Here is an 18,041-nt window from a genome sequence, read left to right on the forward strand (position 1 = left end):
CCAGTCCGGGCGTCGTGGCCGGAAGGGGTACCGGAAGCTCGCGAGGTCCGGCGTCGCGGCTCCGCGCCCGAAGGAGGGGAAGCGCCGTACCGGACGTCGGGACGTCGCGAGTGGGTCGCTTCCCGCGGTCGCACCCTCTGTGGGTCGCTTCCCGCGGTCGCACCCTCTGTGGGTCGCTTCCCGCGGTCGCACCCTCTGTGGGTCGCTACCCGCGGTCGCACCCTCTGTGGGTCGCTACCCGCGGTCGCACCCTCTGTGGGCGCTTCCCGCGGTCACCCCCTCTGTGGGTCGGGACCCGCGGTCACACGCTCTGGAGGCCGGCCGCCGCGCGACCGCCCAGGTACACCGGGCAGTTCTTGCGGCCGTTCATGATGAAGCTGCCCTGGGGCTCCAGTTCGCTTCGCGGGACCGCCAGTTCGGCCTTGGGGAAACGGGCGAACAGGGCCGGCAGCATGATCAGCGTGGCCACCTTGGCCAGCCTTACGCCCAGGCAGTAGTGGACACCGTGGCCGAAGGTCAGGTGCGTCTTGTCGGCCCTGGTGGCGTCGAAGACGTCGGCCGTCTCACCGTGCACGGCCGGGTCCCGGCCGATGCCCGCGTAGTCGACCAGCACCGCGTCGCCCTTGGCGATCGTCACCCCGCCGAGCTCGAACTCCTCCGTGGCGAAACGGAACGGCAGGTGGGCGACGGGGGACTCGGCCCGAAGCGTCTCCTCGACGATGTCCTCCCAGCCGATCTCGCCGAGCGTCAGCTTCTCGCGCAGCGCGGGATCGTCGAGGACCGCGATGATGGCGTAGGTGAGCGAGTTCACCATGGTCTCCGAGCCGGCGCCCAGCATCAGGTGCAGGGTCCCGATCAGCTCCGAGTCGCTCAGGTGCGAGCCGTCCTCCTCCTTGGCGGCGATCAGGGCGCTGGTCAGGTCGTCGCCGGGTACCGCGTGTTTGTACGCGACGAGGTCGGCGATGGCCTTCTCCCACTGGTCGACGTTGGCCTCGGCCTCTTCGGGAGTGATCCGGGTGTCGACGTTGACGTGGCCCCCGCGCAGCACGTCGGCGCGGGCCTCCTCGGGAACCCCGAAGAGCTCGCACATCAACTCGGCGGGCAGCGCCTGGCAGTAGCGGAGCTTCAGGTCCACGGTCTGCTCCGGGTCCGTGGCGGCGATCTCGTCGAGGAGCTTGTCGACGATCACCTCGATACGCGGGGCCATGGCCTCAACGCGGCTGGTGGTGAAGGCCTTGAGGAGCAGCCTGCGCAGACGCGCGTGGTCAGCGCCGTCGTGGGTGGCCATGTTGTCCATGACCACCCAGCTGATCATGGGCCAGTCGCGGGGGATCTCCCCGTTCATGTACGCGGGCCAGCTGCGGCGCGGGTTCTTGGAGAACCGTTCGTCGAGCAGGATCTGCTTGGCGAGTTCGTAGCTGTGCACCGACCAGGCGAGCACACCGCCCGGGAGCTCGACCCGGGCTATCGGGCCTTGCTCACGGAGCCGGCTGGTCTCCGCGTGGGTGTCGGTGCCTTGGGGGTCGATGGCGTAGGGGCACACGGCTTCAGCCATGGAGTTCCTCCCTGCGGATGGGTCTCGTGGAATCGCCGCAATGTCGAGCGGGCGTAGGTCGAGCGGCCCCGTCCGGGTCGACGCTCGATCGATTTCACGGTAGGCCCGCGACCGCCGCGGCTGGATCTCTGAGATTGCCCAGTCAGGGGGCCGGGCTACTGGGCGGCGTCGGCGTCCGCGGGCGCCGCCTCGGTACGCCGTCCGGTGAGGTCGACGGTGCGGGCCGCGACCGCGGTGCCGAGCAGGAACGGGATCAGGAGCGTCAGCGTCCACGTGAGGCCGACGAGGTGGGCGACCCAGCCGATGATCGCGGGGCCGATCATGATGCCGGTGTACGTCATGGTGGTGAAGCGCGAGACCATGGTCGCGGCGCCGGCGTCGCCGCCCGCCTGTTCCGCACCGAGGTGACCGACCAGCCCGAACAGCACGGGCAGGGACGTGGCCAGGCCGAGCCCCGTGACGCCGAACCCGGCGATGCCGAGCCAGGGCCACGGGCTGAGCACCACGACGGTCATGCCCGCGGTCGCGGTGAGACCACTCCAGAACAGCAGGCGCCTCGCGGACACCCGGGCCTGTATCCGGTCCCCGACCAGACGCAGCGAGGTCTCGCAGGCCGCGAAGGCGACGTATCCGAGCCCCGCCAGGCCGAGGGTCGCGTGCCGCACGTCGTGCAGGAAGACCCCGCTCCAGTCGGCGGCCGCCGCCTCGGCCGTCAGCACCGTCGCGCCCATCGCGCCGAACACGAGCAGTTGCCGGGTCCACCCGGTCCGCCACACGGACCAGCCGCGCCGCGCGGGGGCCGCCGCCGCGGTGTCCTTCTCCGGTTCGGTGGGCAGCAGGAACCGCCCCGCCACCAGGGCCGCGGGAGTGAGGACCACGGCGAGTACGGCGTAGTGCCCACCCCGGGACATGCCGATGTGGGCGGCGCCCGAGCCGAGCAGCGCGCCGATGACCGAGCCGACGCTCCAGGCTCCGTGGCAGCCGTTGATGATGTGCCGCTTCGCCGCCCGTTCCACCGCGACCGCGTGCACGTTCATGCTCACGTCGAGCATGCCGTTCACCGCGCCGAACGCCATCTGTAGTACGGCCATCCCCAGGTACTGCGGCGCGGCCCCGATGCCGAGGAGCAGAACGGGCAGGGCCGGAGTGACGACCCGGACCACCGCCTTGCTGCCGAACCGTGCGGTGAGGGCACCGGTCACCTGCATGGTGAGCACCCCGGTCACTCCGAACAGCGCCGACACCAGGCCCAGTTGTGCCGCACTGAGGCCGAGGTCCTGCTTGAGTGAGGGGGTGCGCACCGCCAGGCTGGCGATCAGCACCCCGTTGATCCCGAAGATCGCCGTTACCGCCCACCGTGCCGGCCTGATGGTGGAGGACATTCGCTCTGCCCGCATTCCGCTGCCTTTCTGCCTGACGCCCGGTCGGGTCCGTACCTATGAGCGACGAACGGGTGAGGCGTGAATCGACAGTGCGCGACCCGGGCCGCCGGTGTGCCGGTCAGCGTGTGACGCGTCCCCGGACGACGCTCGTGCGGGGCGCGACCCCGTCCGGTCCTGTCCGGAGGGCAGGACGAGTGCTTCGTCCTCGCGGGCGCGGGTGTCGCGGCGGGCGTCGGTGAGGAGGACGAGGGCGGGCACCCGGCAGGCGATCCGGGCACCACCGCTCTCCTTGTTCGCCCTCGCGACGCGTGCGGCCCTCGCGGATTCCTGGACGGGGAAGGCGTGTGCCGCCTCCGTCGTGGACGGTCCGCCCACCAGGCGCGGGGGCAGCGCCACCTGGGCGTCCCGGGAGAGCGCCGGGTGGCAGCGGGTGAAGACGAACCGCAAGGGGCCGTCGCCGACCGCCCGCGGGCCCGCTCCGTCCCGCGGTCCGGCGACGATCCGCTCCCGGACGTGACGGGCAGGGGCGTCGAGCGCGGCACCGGCTCCCGCCGCGGGACGTCCTTCGCGCGGTCGCGTGCGACGGCGGTGAGCCAGGCGCCCGGCCGGTGCGGGACACCGCTGGTGACCCAGGCACGCAGCGCCCGCGCGTGGGCGTCCTGCGCGCACTTCCCGGGAAGGTCCGGATCGCGCGTGACGCGCACCGTCGCGGCGAGCACTCCGGCCCACTCGCGGCGGTGCGCCCGCGCGACGGCTCGCGTGCGGCCGGTGTTCTCGGGGGCCTCGCCCACGCGAAGCCGCTCCTGCGCTATCCCGGCTCGTTGACGGGCCGGATCTCGACGCCGCTGTGTCCCACCGCGACCTCGGGCAGTCGCGCGGCGAGGGCGATGGCGGCGTCCAGGTCGGCGGCCTCCACGACGTAGTAGCCGCCCAGTGCCTCCTTGGCCTCGATGAAGGGGCCGTCGGTCGGTGTGGGGCGGCCGTTCGGGTTGCCGCGCAGGGTCGTCGCGGTCGTCGTCGGGAGCAGCTCGTGACCGGCCAGGACGGCGTCGCCCGCGGCGGCGGTGAACGCGGCGTGCCCCGCCTCGACCTCCTTCTGTTCCCGCTCGGACATCGATTCCCAGGTCTGCTCGTCCCCGTAGATGAGGAGCAGGTACTTCGCCATCTCACACGTCCTGTCGTCCTGGGGCCGGTTCCGGCCCGCCTGTACCTACGACGAACGAGCCGGCCTCGGATCGACGGCCCGCCGCCCAGTCCGCCGATCCCGTCGGCGCACGGCCGCGGATCAGGTCCGCCGCGCGTTCGGCGATCGCGATGACCGGCGCGTTCGTGTTGCCCCGTACCACGGTCGGCATCACCGAGGCGTCCACCACCCGCAGACCCTCCAGACCGCGGACCCGCAGCTCCTCGTCCAGTACCGTCCCCATCGCGCACGTGCCGGAGGGATGGAACAGGGTCTCGGTGTGGCGCCGCACGAAGGCCCGTACGTCGTTCTCGCGCGCGGACGCGGGGACCTGGAGGGGCCGCTCGGTGTACGGCGCGAGAGCGGCCTGCCGGCCGATCTCCAGACCGATCCGCACAGCGGCCACCATGTTCTCCATGTCCGCCTCGTCCTGGTAGTAGTTGTGCCGGATACGGGGTTTGGCGGTGGGGTCGTCCGAGGCGAGGGTGACGCTGCCGCGGCTGCGCGGCTGGAGCAGGCAGGGGCCGAACGTGATCCCGTGCCCGGTGGGCGCGGCCAGCCCCCCGTCGACGATCATCAGCGGCACCACGTGGAACTGCGCGTCCGGCGCCGGCAGTTCGGCCCTGGTGCGGACGAACCCGCCGGCCTCCGGGACGTTGGAGCTCAACGGCCCCCGCCGGTGCTCGGCGTACTCCCGCACGTGCCGGGGATCGTTCCCGGTCCACAGGCTGACCGGCCGGGAGTGGCCGAAGACCATGTTGACCGTCGGGTGGTCCTGGAGGTTCCGGCCGACCTCCGGCTGGTCCAGCCGGACCGGTATGCCGAGAGCGGCGAGGTCGGCCGCCGGGCCGATGCCGGAAAGCAGCAGCAGCTGCGGCGAGTTGTACGCGCCGGCGCACAGGATCACCTCGCGGCGGGCCCGCACCTCGATCCGTTCGTCCAGCCGCGAGCCGACGACGCCCGAGGCCCGGTCGCCGTCGAAGGTGATCCGGTGCACCGCGACATGCGTCAGCACCCTCAGGTTGGGCCGGTCGAGGGCCGGGTCCAGGTACGCGGTGGCGCTGCCGCACCGCTCGCCGTCCCGTTGCGTGAGCTGGTAGGCGCCGAACCCGTCCTGCCGGCCGGAGTTGAAGTCGTCGTTGAGGGCGTACCCGGCCTCCGCGGCGGCCTCGACGAAGGCGCCGCTGCCCGGGTTCCTGGAGCGGCCGTCCGAGACCGTGAGGGGGCCGCCGACGCCGTGCCACGGGCTCGCCCCGCGTTCGTTGTCCTCGGCGCGCAGGAAGTACGGCAGCAGCTCCGCGAAGCTCCAGCCCGGCTGTCCCCAGCCGTCGTAATCGAGCGGGTTGCCCCGGACGTAGATCATGCCGTTGAGGACACTGCTGCCGCCCACCACCCGGCCACGGGGCAGGAAGAGGCGCCGGCCGTGCAGTTCGGGCTCCGCGTGGGTGTCGTAGTCCCAGTCCAGCCCGGTACGCAGCAGCCGCCCGCCGTACAGCGGCACCCGGGTGGTCTCGTCGGTGACCCCCGTGCCCGCCTCGACGAGGCAGACGCTGACCTCGGGGTCCTCGCTCAGCCGGGCGGCGAGCGCGCAGCCGGCGGAGCCGGCGCCGACGACGACGTAGTCGCTGACCTCGCTCATACGGCCACCCGTCCGTCGGGACCCAGCCGCAGGAGGACCTCGGCGAGAGCGTCGACGGCGCGGCGGATCTGCGCCCGTTCGATCACCAGCGCCGGGCAGAGCACCACGTTCTGGCCGTACGCCCTCAGGATGATCCCGTGCTCGTGCTGTAGGCGCTCCGAGACCGCCTCTCCCATCACCGGCTCGCGACTCGCCTGGTCCGCCACCAGTTCGACGGCGGCCATCGCCCCCACGACCCGGACATCGCCGACCCTCGGCAACCGGGAGAGGGGCGCCAGGTCCTCTCGCAGCCAGCCCTCGACGACCCGGGCCCGGTCGATCAGGCCGTCCTGTTCGAGGACGTCGAGGTTGGCGAGCGCGATGGCGCAGGCGGTGGGATGGGCCGAGTACGTGTGACCGTGGCCGAAGGTCACGCCGGCCCCGGCGACGGTCTCGGCCACCTCGCCGCGCATCAGGACCGCGCCGAGCGGAGCGTACCCGCTGGTGAGCCCCTTGGCGGCGGTGATGATGTCGGGGGACATGCCGCGCGCCGGCGAGTCGAACCAGTGGCCCGACCGCCCGAACGCCGTCACCACCTCGTCGGCGATCAGCAGGATGCCGTGGCGGCTCAGCAGCTCCCGCACCCGGGGCCAGTAGTCGGCGGGGGGCACGAGCACGCCCGCCCCGGCCATGACCGGCTCGCCGATCATGGCGGCCACCTTCCCGGGGCCGATCCGCTGAATGGTCTCCTCCAGCTCGCGCAGCAGGAAGGCGGTGGGGTCCTCGGAGCCGTACAGTTCGCCCGCCCGGTACGGGTTCGGCGGGGAGACCTTCTCGACGTGCGGCAGGCCGGGACCGATCCCCTCGTGCATGTCGGGGAACCCGGTCAGCGTGCCACTGCCGTAGGTGGAGCCGTGATAGCCGAAGTGCCGTGAGATGAACCAAGTCCGCTCCGGCTCGTGGCGGTGACTGTGGTACAGCCGGGCGATCTTCATGGCGCTGTCCACCGCCTCCGAGCCGCCGCAGGTGAAGAACACGTGGTCGAGCCCGGCGGGGGCCAGTCCGGCCAGCCGCGTCGCGAGCTGGACCGCCTTGTCGTTGGAGTAGCCGTAGAAACCGGAGAAGTAGGCCAGCTGGGCGCTCTGCTCGGCGCCCGCGGCGACGAGTTCGGCGCGCCCGTGGCCCACCTGGCACGCCCAGTTGCCGGCCCCGGCGATGTCGAGGTACTCCCTGCCGTGCGCGTCCCACACGGTGCAGCCAAAGCCGCGGACGACGATCAGCCGGTCCGGGTGGTCTCCCGACTGCTGGGGGTGCACGAGATGAGCCCGGTCCAGGTCCTCCAGCGTGCCGGCCGACGTCTGAAGTGTGGTGCCGCTTACCGTCTTTGCCACCATGAGCCCCGTCCCTTGTCGCTGAGGCGTCGAAGCCGCCCTCGTGGGGATCGTAGGGTCGGCCCGGCGGGCGGGACCTCTCTGAGAGTGCGCTCCTGCCAAGACGGCCGGGCGGGGCCGAACCGACCACCGCACGACGGAAGATGCGGTGCCGGCGCGGGGGTGGGGATGCTCTGGGAGCACTGATTCTCGCACCCAGCAGGGGGTACCACATGACCGCCCATCAGCCGGTGGACGTGCTCGTCGTCGGCAACGGTGTCATCGGCCTGTCCATCGCCTACGAACTGGCGAGTCGTCCCGGGAACCTCCGCGTCGCGGTGTGCGGTCCCCGGCACCGCAGCGGCGCCGCGTCGACCGCGGCGGGCGCCATGCTCAACACCTTCGGCGAGGTGACCCAGTACACCTTGCGGTCCGCCGCCGGAGAGGCCAAGTTCCAGCTCTGTCGCGACGCTCTCGACCGGTGGCCGTCCTGGATGGACCAACTCGCGGCGGACTCCGGGGACACCGCGCTGCGCCGCTCCTTCGCGCAGGGGACGACCGTCATATCCAACGCCGTCTCGGGCCGGCTCGACGACCTGAACTACAGCGCCTTCCGCGAGGCCCTGACCAAGTTCGGGGAGCCTCACGAGGAGATCGACCCGGGCGACGTACCGGGCCTGAACCCGGTTCCCCAGGCGCGGCCCCTGCGCGCCGTGCACGTGCCGAGGGAGGGCGGGATCGACGCCCGGCGCGTCCTGAGGGCGCTGGAGTCGGCCGCTGTGGCGCTCGGCGTGACACGCGAGGAGAACGAGGTCGCGGAGGTCCTGACCACGGGTGACCGGGCCACCGGGGTCCGTCTGGCCGACGGCGACATCATCGAGGCCGGGACGGTCGTCGTGGCCGCGGGCGCCTTCAGCGGCCGGCTGCTCGACGTGCTGCCCTCCGGCGCGGTGCCCATGATGTACGCGGGCAAGGGGATCGCCGCGTTGACGCGGCGCACCGAGGGGGCCGGCTTCTCCGGGGTCGTCCGCACCACGACGCGCGCCGGTGCCTGTGGTCTGCACGTGGTGCCGCTCGGCGACGGCGTGGAGTACCTCGGTGCGACGAACGCGCTGTACGAAGTGGCGCAGACCAGGGCGGACCTCGGGCAGAGCGAGTTCCTGTCGGTGTGTGCGTACGAGCAACTGGACCTGGGCATCTACAAGTCCGACATCGAGCGGTGGCTGGTCGGGAACCGGCCCGCGACGGCGGACGGTTTCCCGCTCCTGGGCCGCACCTCGCTGAGTGGCCTGGTGGTGGCCACCGGCACCTACCGCGACGGGTTCCACTGCTCACCGGTGATCGCCCGCCTGGTCGCCGACGACCTGCTGGGGGAGGGCGCCCTCGCGGACCGGCTGCCGTTGTTCGCGCCGGAGCGGGCACCGATCGAGACCATGACGCCGGAGGTGTCGGTGGAGGAGTTCGCGATGCAGGCGGTGTCCGGAGGCTTCGAGGACGGACTGCACCTCCCGGCGGGCTACGGCGGCACCTCGCCGCTGGACGACCACTACCGGCGGATCGCCCGCCAGTACTACGGGCTGTTCGACACCCCCGTCGCCCTCAACATGGACGTCCTGCTGACCGTGGTGTTCTCGCCCGACCCGGAGCGGCACCCCGTCACGCGCTACCTGAAGGCGGCGCGGCGCCACCACGAGGCGCACGCGTGAGGCCCGTGACGGCGCGGTGGGCCGGCCCCGGCCACGTATCCCTTCCGGCCCCGGGTACGGCCGTCGAGGTCGTGCGCCGGAGGCCCCGGCAAACCGAAGGAAGTGACGCGACATGACGACCAGTCGTGAGATCCGTCTGATCGCCCGGCCACCGGGCACGCTGCCGGTGCCCGGTGAACTCCTCATGACGGAGGTGGAGGTGCGGGCCCCTCGCCCCGGTGAGGCGGTCGTCCGCAACCTGTACATGGCGATCGACCCCGGCCTCCTGATGCGGATGCAGGACGTGGAACCCCCCGAGGTGCCGGACTACGAACTCGGCCAGGTCCCCTGGGGGCACGCGCTCGGCGAGGTCGTCGAGTCCGCGAGTCCCGCGCTGCGGCCGGGCGACGTGGTCCTGCACAGCCTCGCCTGGCGCGAGTACGCCGTCGCGGAGGCGGCGGAGTTCCGGGTGGTGGACCGCGACCTGTACCCCTCGCTGACCCATCACCTCAGCTCGGCGGTGGTGGCCTACGTGGGGCTGCGCCAGATCGACGTCCGTCCGGGGGACACCGTCGTCGTCTCCAGCGCGGCAGGCGCGGTGGGCGGCATGGCCGGGCAACTGGCCCGGGTCCGCGGGGCCGGCCGGGTCATCGGCAGTGTGGGGTCCGCCGAGAAGGCGGAGTTCGTCGTGAAGGAACTCGGCTTCGACGCCGCGTTCGACTACCACGAGGGATGGCCGGACCTCGGCGGTGTCGACGTGTACTACGACAACGTCGGTGGCCGGCAGCTCGAAGCGGCCGTCTCCGCCATGAACGTGCACGGGCGCATCGTGCTGTGCGGCTGGACCGAGCAGCTGCGCACGGGCAGCAGGCACAGCGTCCAGAACATGGATCTGGTGGTGGAACGGCGGCTGACCCTGCGCGGCTTCACCACGGATGACCACCGGGACCTGTTCCCGCTCTTCGAGGAGGAGTTCCCCGCGCTGGTCGCCAGTGGCAGGGTCGTCGTACGTGAAACCATCATCGAGGGTCTCGGGCAACTCGTGCCGGCGGCGCGGGCACAGCTTGAGGGCGCTTACCGCGGCAAGGTCCTGTTGCGTTTCTGACTACCTGGAGGTCCGATGACCGGTCATGACGGGGACCCGCGCATCGCCGTGGTCATCCCGACGTACAACCGGAGCCGGCTGCTGCGCAGGACACTGTCCCACCTCGCCCGGCAGACCCTGCCGCCGGAGCGGTTCGAGGTGGTGGTGGCCGACGACGGTTCGACCGACGACACCAAGGCCGTGGTCGAGGAGTTCGGCGACGTGCTGCGGATCGGCTACCACTTCCAGGAGGACCGGGGTTTCCGGGCCGGCGCCGCGCGCAACGCCGGCGCCCGCATGTGCCGCGCACCGCTGCTGGTCTTCCTGGACACCGGCGCGATGGCGGCGCCCGGCTTTCTCGAACAGCACCTCCGCGCGCACAGTGGGCCCGCCCCCCGCCGGATGTCGCTGGGCTACGCCTACGGGTACAACCCGGACGAGCCGTTGCTGGAGCTCGCCGGGGTACTGGAACAGTGCACGCCCGAGGAGACGGTCGAACGGTACGCCGGCAACCCCGCCTTCCTCGACCTGCGTCATGAGTCGCTGGTCGACTGCGGCTTCGACCTGATGCGCCGGCACGTGCCCTGGAACTTGTCCTTCACGATCAACTGCTCGGTCTCGGCGGCCGATTTCCGGGCTGTCGGAGGCTTCGACGAGACATTCGTCGGCTGGGGCGCCGAGGACCTGGAATTCGCCTACCGCCTCTATCGGAACGGGGTGGAATTCCACCTCGACCGCGAGGCGTGGGTCATCGAGTCGCCCGTGGAACACGACTGGGACGTCCTGGAACCGGGCTTCCTCAAGAACATGAGGCACTTCCTCGCCAAGCACCGCGAGCCCCAGATCGAGATCGGGGTGCGGCTGGTGGCCAAGTACCTCCTGTTCCCGTGGGAGGAGTGCTACGGCGAGCTGCTGGACTGGACCAGGCGGGCCCACGCGCTGGATGTGTCCGACGAGATCGACCGGGCGCTGCGCGCCCACGCGGGCCCCGACGACCGGGTGGTGGTGATGGGAGCGGGCGGCGTGACTCCCGCGTCCCTGCCGCCCGCGACGCTGCTGGAGTTCGACCGTGCGCTACTGGACAGCGCACTGGACGGCGGTGCCCACGTGGGTCATCACGCGATCGGCCTGGAGACCCCGCTGCCCGACGGGAGCGCGGACCTCGTGGTGATCACCTCGCGGCTGTCCGGGCTACGGCACCGCTGGAACGACGACCTGCTCGCGGAGGCGCACCGGATCGGCCGCCGAGTGGTCGACGCGGGGGCGGCCTGAAGGCCGGCACGGGGCGGCAGGTCGTCGGCCCGGACCCGTGCCCCCGCCGGGGCACGGGCCCGGCGTGGTGGCGGGGTCCAGTGCGGGCGACGGCCCCGCCGGCGCGGTGCCCGGGTGCCCGCGGGAGTGCCGAGCCGTACGCGAAGCCCGCCCCGAACCGTCGGGGCGGGCTTCGCGTCAGGCCGGCGGTGCGTCCCCGGGAGCCACCGCGAGCCAGGAGCCGGCGCGGCGGGCCGCGGTGAGCGCCGCCCAGGAGGCCAGGGTCACCAGAGCGGCGTCGGTGGGGTGGGTCTTCCGGTAGGGCTCGACGACGCCGGGGTCGATCTGGTGGGAGGCGAAGGCGACGAGGAGCGCCAGGCGGCCCGCCGGGCGGTCGGCCGGGGGCAGCGCGGCGAGTGGGGGTTCAACCCAGGCGCGGCTGAGGCCGCGTGGGCGGCCGTCCCAGGCCGTGATCTCCGTGGTGAGGAGTTCCCGGACGGCCGGGGGCACGGTGTGGCGGGCCGCGCGGTCCACGGCGGCGCCGGCTCGGGCGAAGGCCTGGGTGATCGCCGGGTTCGGCTGTGCCCAGGCGAGGTCGTCCGGTACCGGGGCCGCCGGCAGGAGGTCCAGTGCGGCTCCGGGCGGGGCGATCCCGCGGCCGGTCGCGCGGATCACGGCGCTGAGGACGCGCTCGACCACGGGCAGCCCGGCGCGTGGGGCGCCCGGGGGCATCGGGGCGTCTTCCAGGAAGGTGTTGACCATCCTGTTGAGGTAGTGGAAGACGACGGCGACACCGGCGTACTCGGGGGCCTGTTCACGGGTGAACGGGACGTGCGGGACCTCGTTCGGCCGCGGTCGCCGGGCGCAGGCCGTCGCCCAGGTCGCGGCCGCGCGCAGCCGGGGCTCGGTCACCTCCGCGAGCTGTCCGGCGGCGATGGTCCGGGCGTCCCGGCCGCCGGCCAGGCCGTGCAGGGTGGCGCTGTGCACCGAGACGCAGTACGGGCAGGAGTTCGCCACCGAGACGGCCGCGGCCACCGCCTCCCGTACCGCCCGGTCGACCAGGCCCGGGGCCAGCAGCGTCTCCCGCAGCATCAGCCAGGCCGCGGCCAGCGTCTCGGGGGCGGGGGAGTGCAGCGCCACCGGGGGCACCAGTACGCCGAACTCCCGCTCGGCGCTGCCGTACACCTGGGCGGTGAGGCCCTTCGCCTCGCCCGGCCGCACGGGGGTGACGTGGCGGATCTGGGCGAGCGCGAGTCCGCGCAGGGCGCGTGCGGAGAGCCGGGTCACGCCCCTCACCCCAGGACCGCGCGGGCGGCCGCCGCGGTGCCCCGCCGGGCCGCGCCCGCCCCGTCGGGGGCGGGCGCGCCGTAGCCGACCTCGACGCCGCGTTCGCGCAGCGCGCGCACGATGCCGGGCACCGCGCGTTCGGCGAGCGCCGCGATGGTGAGGGCCGGGTTCACCGTCAGCGCGCCGGGCACCGCCGAGCCGTCGGTGACGAAGACGCCGGGGTGGCCGCGCAGTTCGTGCCGGTCGTCGAGCGCCGAGGTCGCCGGGTCGTCGCCGACGCGGCACGAGGCGAGCGGGTGCACGGTGTACGCGCCGACCACGTCGTTGGTCCACGGCATCACCCGGGAGAGGCCGTCGTGTTCGAGTATCTGCCGCACGGCCGCGTCCGAGACCTCCCAGCCCCGGCGGGTGTTCGCGGTGGGGCGGTAGCGCAGCGGGCCGAAGCCCAGGAGCTGCTGGGAGAGCCGCTCGGAGTTGCCGGTGGGCGGCGGCGGCCCGAACACGCCCTCGTTGTCGTCCTCCGACATGGTGAAGACCGTGAGCCAGGAGCGCCAGTGGCGCAGCATCTCCTTCTTCTGCGGCCCGTACCAGGCCGGGCCCGTCGCGTCCGGGACCTGCGCCAGGATGGTGCCGAAGCCGGGCGGGAAGTACAGCTGCTCCAGCGAGAAGCGCTCGTACTCGGGCAGGCCGGCGTCGAGACGGTCCCACGAGGCGACGACCGGCCCGCGGCCGATCTGGTAGGCGCCGTACGCCTCGGCCTCGTCACGCGAGAGCCCGAGCAGTTCTCGTACCTTGTCGTCGTCCAGGACCGCGGTGTTCAGCCGTTCGCCGTTGCCGGAGAAGTAGCGGCCGACCGCGTGCGGCATCGGGCCGAGTCCGTCCTCGGAGCGCTGGAGGATGACGGGGGTGGCCGCGCTGCCGGCGGCGAGAATCACGATCTTCGCGTCGATGGTGCCCCTGCCGGTGTGCTGCCGGTAGTCGACCTCGTCGACGGTGGTGTAGTGCACCCGGTAGCCGCCGTCGTCCAGCCGGCTGATCTTCTGCACCTCGTGCAGGGGCCTGATCTCGGCTCCGTGGGAGAGGGCGGCGGGAAGGTAGTTGAGCAGCAGGGAGCGCTTGGCGTCGAAGCGGCAACCGGACATCATCCAGTTGCAGTTGGTGCACAGGCTGGTGTCCACGGCGGACGGGGACGGGTTCGCGGTGTGCCCGGCGGCCCGGCAGGCGGCGGCGAACACCCCTCCGATGTAAGGGACTTCGTCCCAGGAGGTGGGTTTGACCGGCAGCGCCTCGGCGACCCGGTCGTACCAGGGTTCGAGGACGTCGCGGTTGATGGCGGCCGGCCACATCCGCCGCCCGACGGAGCCGTGCCGCTCGAAGACGAAGCGCGGGGCGCGGGGCATGGTGGCGAAGTAGACGACGCTGCCGCCGCCCACGCAGTTGCCGCCGAGCACGCTCATCCCGTCGCCCACCACGAAGTCGAAGACGCGGGTGGTCGAGGAGCCGAACTTGAAGTCGTGGTCGAACTCCTCGCTGTTCAGCCAGGGTCCGCGCTCCAGTACGGTCACCCGCGCACCGCCCGCGGCGAGATGGTAGGCGGTGATCGCGCCGCCGAAGCCGCTGCCGACGATCAGCACGTCCGTGTTCTCGGTGGCGTTCACGCGGGGCTCCCGGAGCGGTCGGTGTCGGGGTGGAGGTCGGCCAGTCGACGGCCGTAGGAGAAGGCGGGGAAGCGCCACAGCCCGTCCTCGCCGGGGGGCGCGAAACCGAGAATCCTGAGGCCCGGGTGCCCGGACGCGATGGCCTCGGTGGTGTGCAGGTGCGCGCCCGTGTCGAAGGCCATGAAGCTGAACATCGCGAGGCCCGCCCACATCACGCGCTCCGGGTGGCCGGGGGCGAGCAGTTCGCCCACGAGCGTCAGCCGGTCCGCGTAGTCCAGCCCGACGAACGGCTCCCGGTCCTCGGGGGGCAGCCCGTGTTCGGCGCGGAAGCGGACGGCATGGCCGTCGAGCGCGCGGGCCAGGTCGTCGAGGGCCGGGGCCATACCGCCCTCGGGGGTTTCGAGGACGTCGATCGCGCCCGAGGCCACCGCGCCCCCGTCCGCGCTCACCCCGGCGACCGCGCGGTCGCCGGGGTGGCGTTTCTCGCCGGGGACGATCGTGTCCGCGAAGGCTTCGAGAACCGCGGTTCTCCACTCCCGGCTTTCCGGGGTCTCCCGGTCTTTCTGGTCTTCCCGGTCTTCCCGGTCCTCCGGGTCTGACATGGCGGACTCCCTCGGCACGCGGCGAAAGCCGTCTGGCGGTCGGTGTCAGTGCGCTTGCCTTTTCTGTCGCGGGGACGATTCTTCGGTCCCGGCGGGGGACGCGCATCTTCGGGATTGCCGGTTGGGCTCCGGTTCCCGTGGGCCGCTTCGACAGGGCAGCCGGCACCGGGCAACGGCCGAGAAGACATGCGTGCGGTGCGCCAGCAGACTCGTTGCGGCATCGCCGACAGCCCCCGAAACAACCGGTTTTCCCGGGAAGGACCACTCGTGACGAAATCCTCTGACATATACGCGGATCTCCTGGCCGAGGGCGAGGAGATCGACGCGCTGCTCGACGGTCTGGACGAACGGCGGTGGCAGTCGCCCACCCCGGCCCCGGGCTGGACGGTGGCGCAGCAGGTCGCCCATCTCGCCTTCGTGTGCCACCTCGCCGCCACCTCCGCGCGCGACCCGCAGCGCTTCGCGGGGTACGCGGCGCGGGCCGGGGACGGCTTCCAGGCGGCGGTGGACGCGGCGCTCGGCGACTTCCTCGCCGGGGGACCGCAGGCGGCGCGCGCACGCTGGCGCGAGGAGCTGGCCGACTCGGCGGCCGGGCTCGCGGCCGCCGACCAGCAGAGCACGGTGCCCTGGCTGGTCAACCCGCTGCCGCCGTCGGTGCTGGCCGCAGCCGGACTGATGGAGATCTTCGCGCACGGACAGGACATCGCGGACGCGCTCGGCGTGCGCCGGGAGTACACCGACCGGGTCGGGCATCTGGCCTGGTTCGGCGTCCACACGCGGGACTTCGGCTACCAGGCGCACGGGCTGGTCCCGCCGGACGAGGAATTCCGCTTCGAGCTGACCGCCCCTTCCGGCGCGAGGGTCTGGGAGTTCGGGCCGCGGGACGCCGTCGACCGGGTCACCGGCCCGGCCGTCGACTTCGCCCTGCTGGTCTCCCGGCGCCGTCACCCCGCGGACCTCGCGGTACGGACCGAGGGGGCGCGGGCCGAGCAGTGGCTGGGTATCGCACAGGCCTACCGGGGGCCGGCCGGCGCCGGGCGGAAGCCGGGCCAGTTCGCTCCGGTCCGGCAGGACTGACCGGCACCCGGGAGCGCGCGGGCCGAGCGGCCGGCGCGCGCGGGGAGGCCCCGCCGGGCCGGGAAGCCCCTCGCTCCCGCGGGGCTGCGGCGGCCGAGATGTGTCTTGTCCCGGCGGGCCTCGTCGTGCCCGGAAGCGGGCGCGCGGGCCGCGACGGAAAGGATCACGCACGCGCGAAGGCCGCTCGCGCCCGGTTCCGGGAATCTATTCTCCCCTTCGGCAAAGAGATAGCAATTCTTGGGTCAAACATCGACGTGGCATATTCCGCGCATTCCGTGTGCAGTCCCATCGGATTGATCAGCTGGGCAATTACGGAGAAGTAACGGCGCTCTACGTGGCGCAAATTCGGGGTGGCGCGTCGGGCCGGGGCAGCGTGGTCCCGGAGTCCACGGCGGCCGACGGATCGAGGCGACTGGCCGTGCCGGACGGCGGGCCGGCTCGGGCGAGCCGGGAGGGGCCGCCTCGAAGTCGTCGTTACTCGCGGCTTGTTCCCGCTGTCCGCGAGGTCCTGTTGGGTGTCCCGTTGCGACATGTGAGGAGAGCGCGATGACGCTTGGCGAGCGAATCCGCAGACCGTCGGCGAGGCTGACCGAAGCGGCCCCCGCCGGGCGCCGTCGGGCGTCCCCACCGGGCGCGGGGGGCCGGGGACCTCGTCCGGTGTCCGGCGCGGCCCGTCCCGCGCCGGGGACGGCGGGAGGCGTACGGCCGGGGCTGGAGGGGGATGCGGTGGGAGCGGTTCCCCCGCCGGGGAGCCGGAGGACCAACACCCACGTGATGGGCGAAGGCGTGTCCGGATCAGATCAGTTGGAGGCGGAGCCACCGAGAGCCGGCCTCCGGGTCCGGCGCCGGACACTCCGCGCGAGCCGTGTTTCCCGCCCGCCCCGCCCGTCTCGTGCTTTCCGGCCGTCCTGCCCGTCCCGTGCTCTCCGGCCGTCCCTGGTTTCCCGCCCGTCCCGTGTGCCCCGGCCGTTCTGCCTTCACCGGCCGGTCCCGGCCTCTCGGCTCTTCCGGCGGCTCCCGGCGGCCGGACACGCGCCGTACTCCACCACTTCTCGTCAGTCCCCGCCCGAGGGTGACCCGGCCCCGGGGCGCGCCACTGCTCCAGGGAGAACCGAGCCGCCGCCGAGTGCCTCCACGGCCGCGTTGGATCAGAGCTCCGAGAACCGTTTCGAGGTACTGCGCCCGCGGTCCGCGCAGCGCGCTGAGCTGCCGAGCTGACCCGATGGCCGCCACGGCGTCCACGTCCGTGGCCCCGCTGGTCCCGGCGCCCGCAGTCGTAAGTCCGCGTCCTGATCCGCTCACGCCGACACTCTCACTGGAGGCCTCGTGCAAGACGCTGTGCACCGTGCGATCGAGACGATGTGGAACCACTACAGCGAGCCGGTCTCGCTGTCCGACCTCGCCGACGCGGCGATCCTCAGCAGATTCTATTTCTCCCGTGTCTTCCGGCAGGTGACCGGTACCTCCCCGGGCCGGTTCCTCTCCGCGATCCGGCTGCACCAGGCCAAGGGGCTGCTGAGGAACAGCGCGCTGAGCGTCACGGAGATCTCCTATCAGGTGGGGTACAACAGTCCGGGCACCTTCACCTCCCGGTTCACCCGCAGTGTCGGACTCTCGCCGACGCGCTACCGCGACCAGGCGCGGCTGACCGGTGTCGGCCCCTCGCCACTGCCGGGGCCGCCCCAGCTCGACCCGAGGCGCGGCAACGTGGTCGGCACCGTGAACCGCTCCGGGGTCGTCCCGCTGCGCAACGTGTACGTCGGTGCGTTCGGCGGTCCGATCCCCGAGGGGAGGCCGGTCTCCTGGGACATCCTCGGGCCCGGACAGCCGGGCTTCCAACTGCACGGCCTGCCGGAGGGTTCCTGGCACATCCGGGCGGCCGGGCTGGACGGATCGGCCCCCGAGTACAGCGCGCAGCGCCGCATGCTGATCGGCACCTGTCCCGTGGTCACCGTGCAGTCCGGGCGGGACATCGAACTGGACATCACCCTGCGTCCCAGCAGCCTCTTCGACCTCCCCGTGCTCTTCGCGCTGCCGGAGCTCGACTGCCGCGACCACGGCCTGATGGCCGGCGCCTACTGACCGTCCGCTCAGGAGGGAGGGAACGGAATGAACCAACTGACCGGGAAGGGCGCCCTGGTGGCCGGCGGGGGCCGGGGCCTGGGCCGCGGTGGCGCCGAGGACCTCCTCGACGCGGGCGCCGGGGTCGTGGCCGTGCCCCGCGACCCCGGCCCGCTCCCCGGACTCGCCGCCGCAGGCGAGCGGTGCCACCCCGGACAGGGCGACCCG

13 protein-coding genes are annotated in these 18,041 nt (G+C 72.7%); 5 read left to right on the plus strand and 8 right to left on the minus strand.

The features are described from left to right. Nucleotides 1-301: 301 nt before the first annotated feature. The 5 genes from ACFYMP_RS19220 to ACFYMP_RS19240 all read right to left on the minus strand — a co-directional run bounded on the left by ACFYMP_RS19220 (nt 302) and on the right by ACFYMP_RS19240 (nt 7,132). Nucleotides 302-1,555 (minus strand): cytochrome P450, encoded by a 1,254-nt coding sequence (locus ACFYMP_RS19220; protein ID WP_388858599.1) that lies wholly within the window; start codon nt 1,553-1,555, stop codon nt 302-304. A 155-nt stretch (nt 1,556-1,710) separates the two neighbouring features. Continuing rightward, a complete protein-coding gene (locus ACFYMP_RS19225) occupies nt 1,711-2,952 on the minus strand; it encodes an MFS transporter (RefSeq protein WP_388858602.1) in 1,242 nt (413 codons plus the stop codon). 793 nt (nt 2,953-3,745) lie between these two features. Beyond that, entirely contained in the window at nt 3,746-4,102 is a 357-nt protein-coding gene (locus tag ACFYMP_RS19230) for a YciI family protein (protein WP_388858605.1), read from the minus strand. Nucleotide 4,103: 1 nt separating this feature from the next. Continuing rightward, complete coding sequence (locus tag ACFYMP_RS19235) at nt 4,104-5,759, minus strand: GMC family oxidoreductase (RefSeq protein ID WP_388858608.1); 1,656 nt, start codon at nt 5,757-5,759, stop codon at nt 4,104-4,106. Continuing rightward, nucleotides 5,756-7,132, minus strand: coding sequence for an aspartate aminotransferase family protein (locus tag ACFYMP_RS19240; RefSeq protein WP_388858611.1), 1,377 nt, complete (start codon nt 7,130-7,132; stop codon nt 5,756-5,758). The genes ACFYMP_RS19235 and ACFYMP_RS19240 overlap by 4 nt, the downstream gene beginning before the upstream one ends. Before the next feature lie 209 nt (nt 7,133-7,341). Here ACFYMP_RS19240 and ACFYMP_RS19245 point away from each other — a divergent pair, with 209 nt between their 5' ends. From ACFYMP_RS19245 to ACFYMP_RS19255, 3 genes are all read left to right on the plus strand, one after another. Continuing rightward, nucleotides 7,342-8,814, plus strand: a complete 1,473-nt coding sequence (locus ACFYMP_RS19245; protein ID WP_388858614.1) for an NAD(P)/FAD-dependent oxidoreductase — start codon at nt 7,342-7,344, stop codon at nt 8,812-8,814. Nucleotides 8,815-8,926: 112 nt separating this feature from the next. Continuing rightward, nucleotides 8,927-9,898: a zinc-binding dehydrogenase gene (locus ACFYMP_RS19250; protein ID WP_388858617.1), complete on the plus strand. Its 972-nt coding sequence runs from the start codon at nt 8,927-8,929 to the stop codon at nt 9,896-9,898. Nucleotides 9,899-9,913: 15 nt separating this feature from the next. Beyond that, complete coding sequence (locus ACFYMP_RS19255; RefSeq protein WP_388858620.1) at nt 9,914-11,149, plus strand: glycosyltransferase; 1,236 nt, start codon at nt 9,914-9,916, stop codon at nt 11,147-11,149. Nucleotides 11,150-11,326: 177 nt separating this feature from the next. Here ACFYMP_RS19255 and ACFYMP_RS19260 read toward each other — a convergent pair whose 3' ends face one another. Genes ACFYMP_RS19260 through ACFYMP_RS19270 form a run of 3 tightly spaced genes read right to left on the minus strand, consistent with a single transcriptional unit; the run spans nt 11,327 to nt 14,675 of the window. Then, nucleotides 11,327-12,415 (minus strand): carboxymuconolactone decarboxylase family protein, encoded by a 1,089-nt coding sequence (locus ACFYMP_RS19260; protein WP_388858623.1) that lies wholly within the window; start codon nt 12,413-12,415, stop codon nt 11,327-11,329. 5 nt (nt 12,416-12,420) lie between these two features. Then, a complete protein-coding gene (locus tag ACFYMP_RS19265) occupies nt 12,421-14,073 on the minus strand; it encodes an FAD-dependent oxidoreductase (protein ID WP_388858626.1) in 1,653 nt (550 codons plus the stop codon). Further along, nucleotides 14,070-14,675 carry a DUF5987 family protein gene (locus ACFYMP_RS19270; protein WP_388858629.1) on the minus strand — a complete coding sequence of 202 codons (606 nt, stop codon included), beginning with the start codon at nt 14,673-14,675 and terminating at the stop codon, nt 14,070-14,072. The genes ACFYMP_RS19265 and ACFYMP_RS19270 overlap by 4 nt, the downstream gene beginning before the upstream one ends. A 267-nt stretch (nt 14,676-14,942) precedes the next feature. Here ACFYMP_RS19270 and ACFYMP_RS19275 point away from each other — a divergent pair, with 267 nt between their 5' ends. Both ACFYMP_RS19275 and ACFYMP_RS19280 read left to right on the plus strand, forming a co-directional pair. Continuing rightward, nucleotides 14,943-15,752 (plus strand): TIGR03084 family metal-binding protein, encoded by an 810-nt coding sequence (locus ACFYMP_RS19275; protein ID WP_388858632.1) that lies wholly within the window; start codon nt 14,943-14,945, stop codon nt 15,750-15,752. Nucleotides 15,753-17,078: 1,326 nt separating this feature from the next. Continuing rightward, nucleotides 17,079-17,834 (plus strand): helix-turn-helix domain-containing protein, encoded by a 756-nt coding sequence (locus tag ACFYMP_RS19280; RefSeq protein ID WP_388858635.1) that lies wholly within the window; start codon nt 17,079-17,081, stop codon nt 17,832-17,834. Nucleotides 17,835-18,041: the final 207 nt, after the last annotated feature.

Source organism: Streptomyces sp. NPDC007088, assembly GCF_042869355.1.
GTDB lineage: Bacteria > Actinomycetota > Actinomycetes > Streptomycetales > Streptomycetaceae > Streptomyces.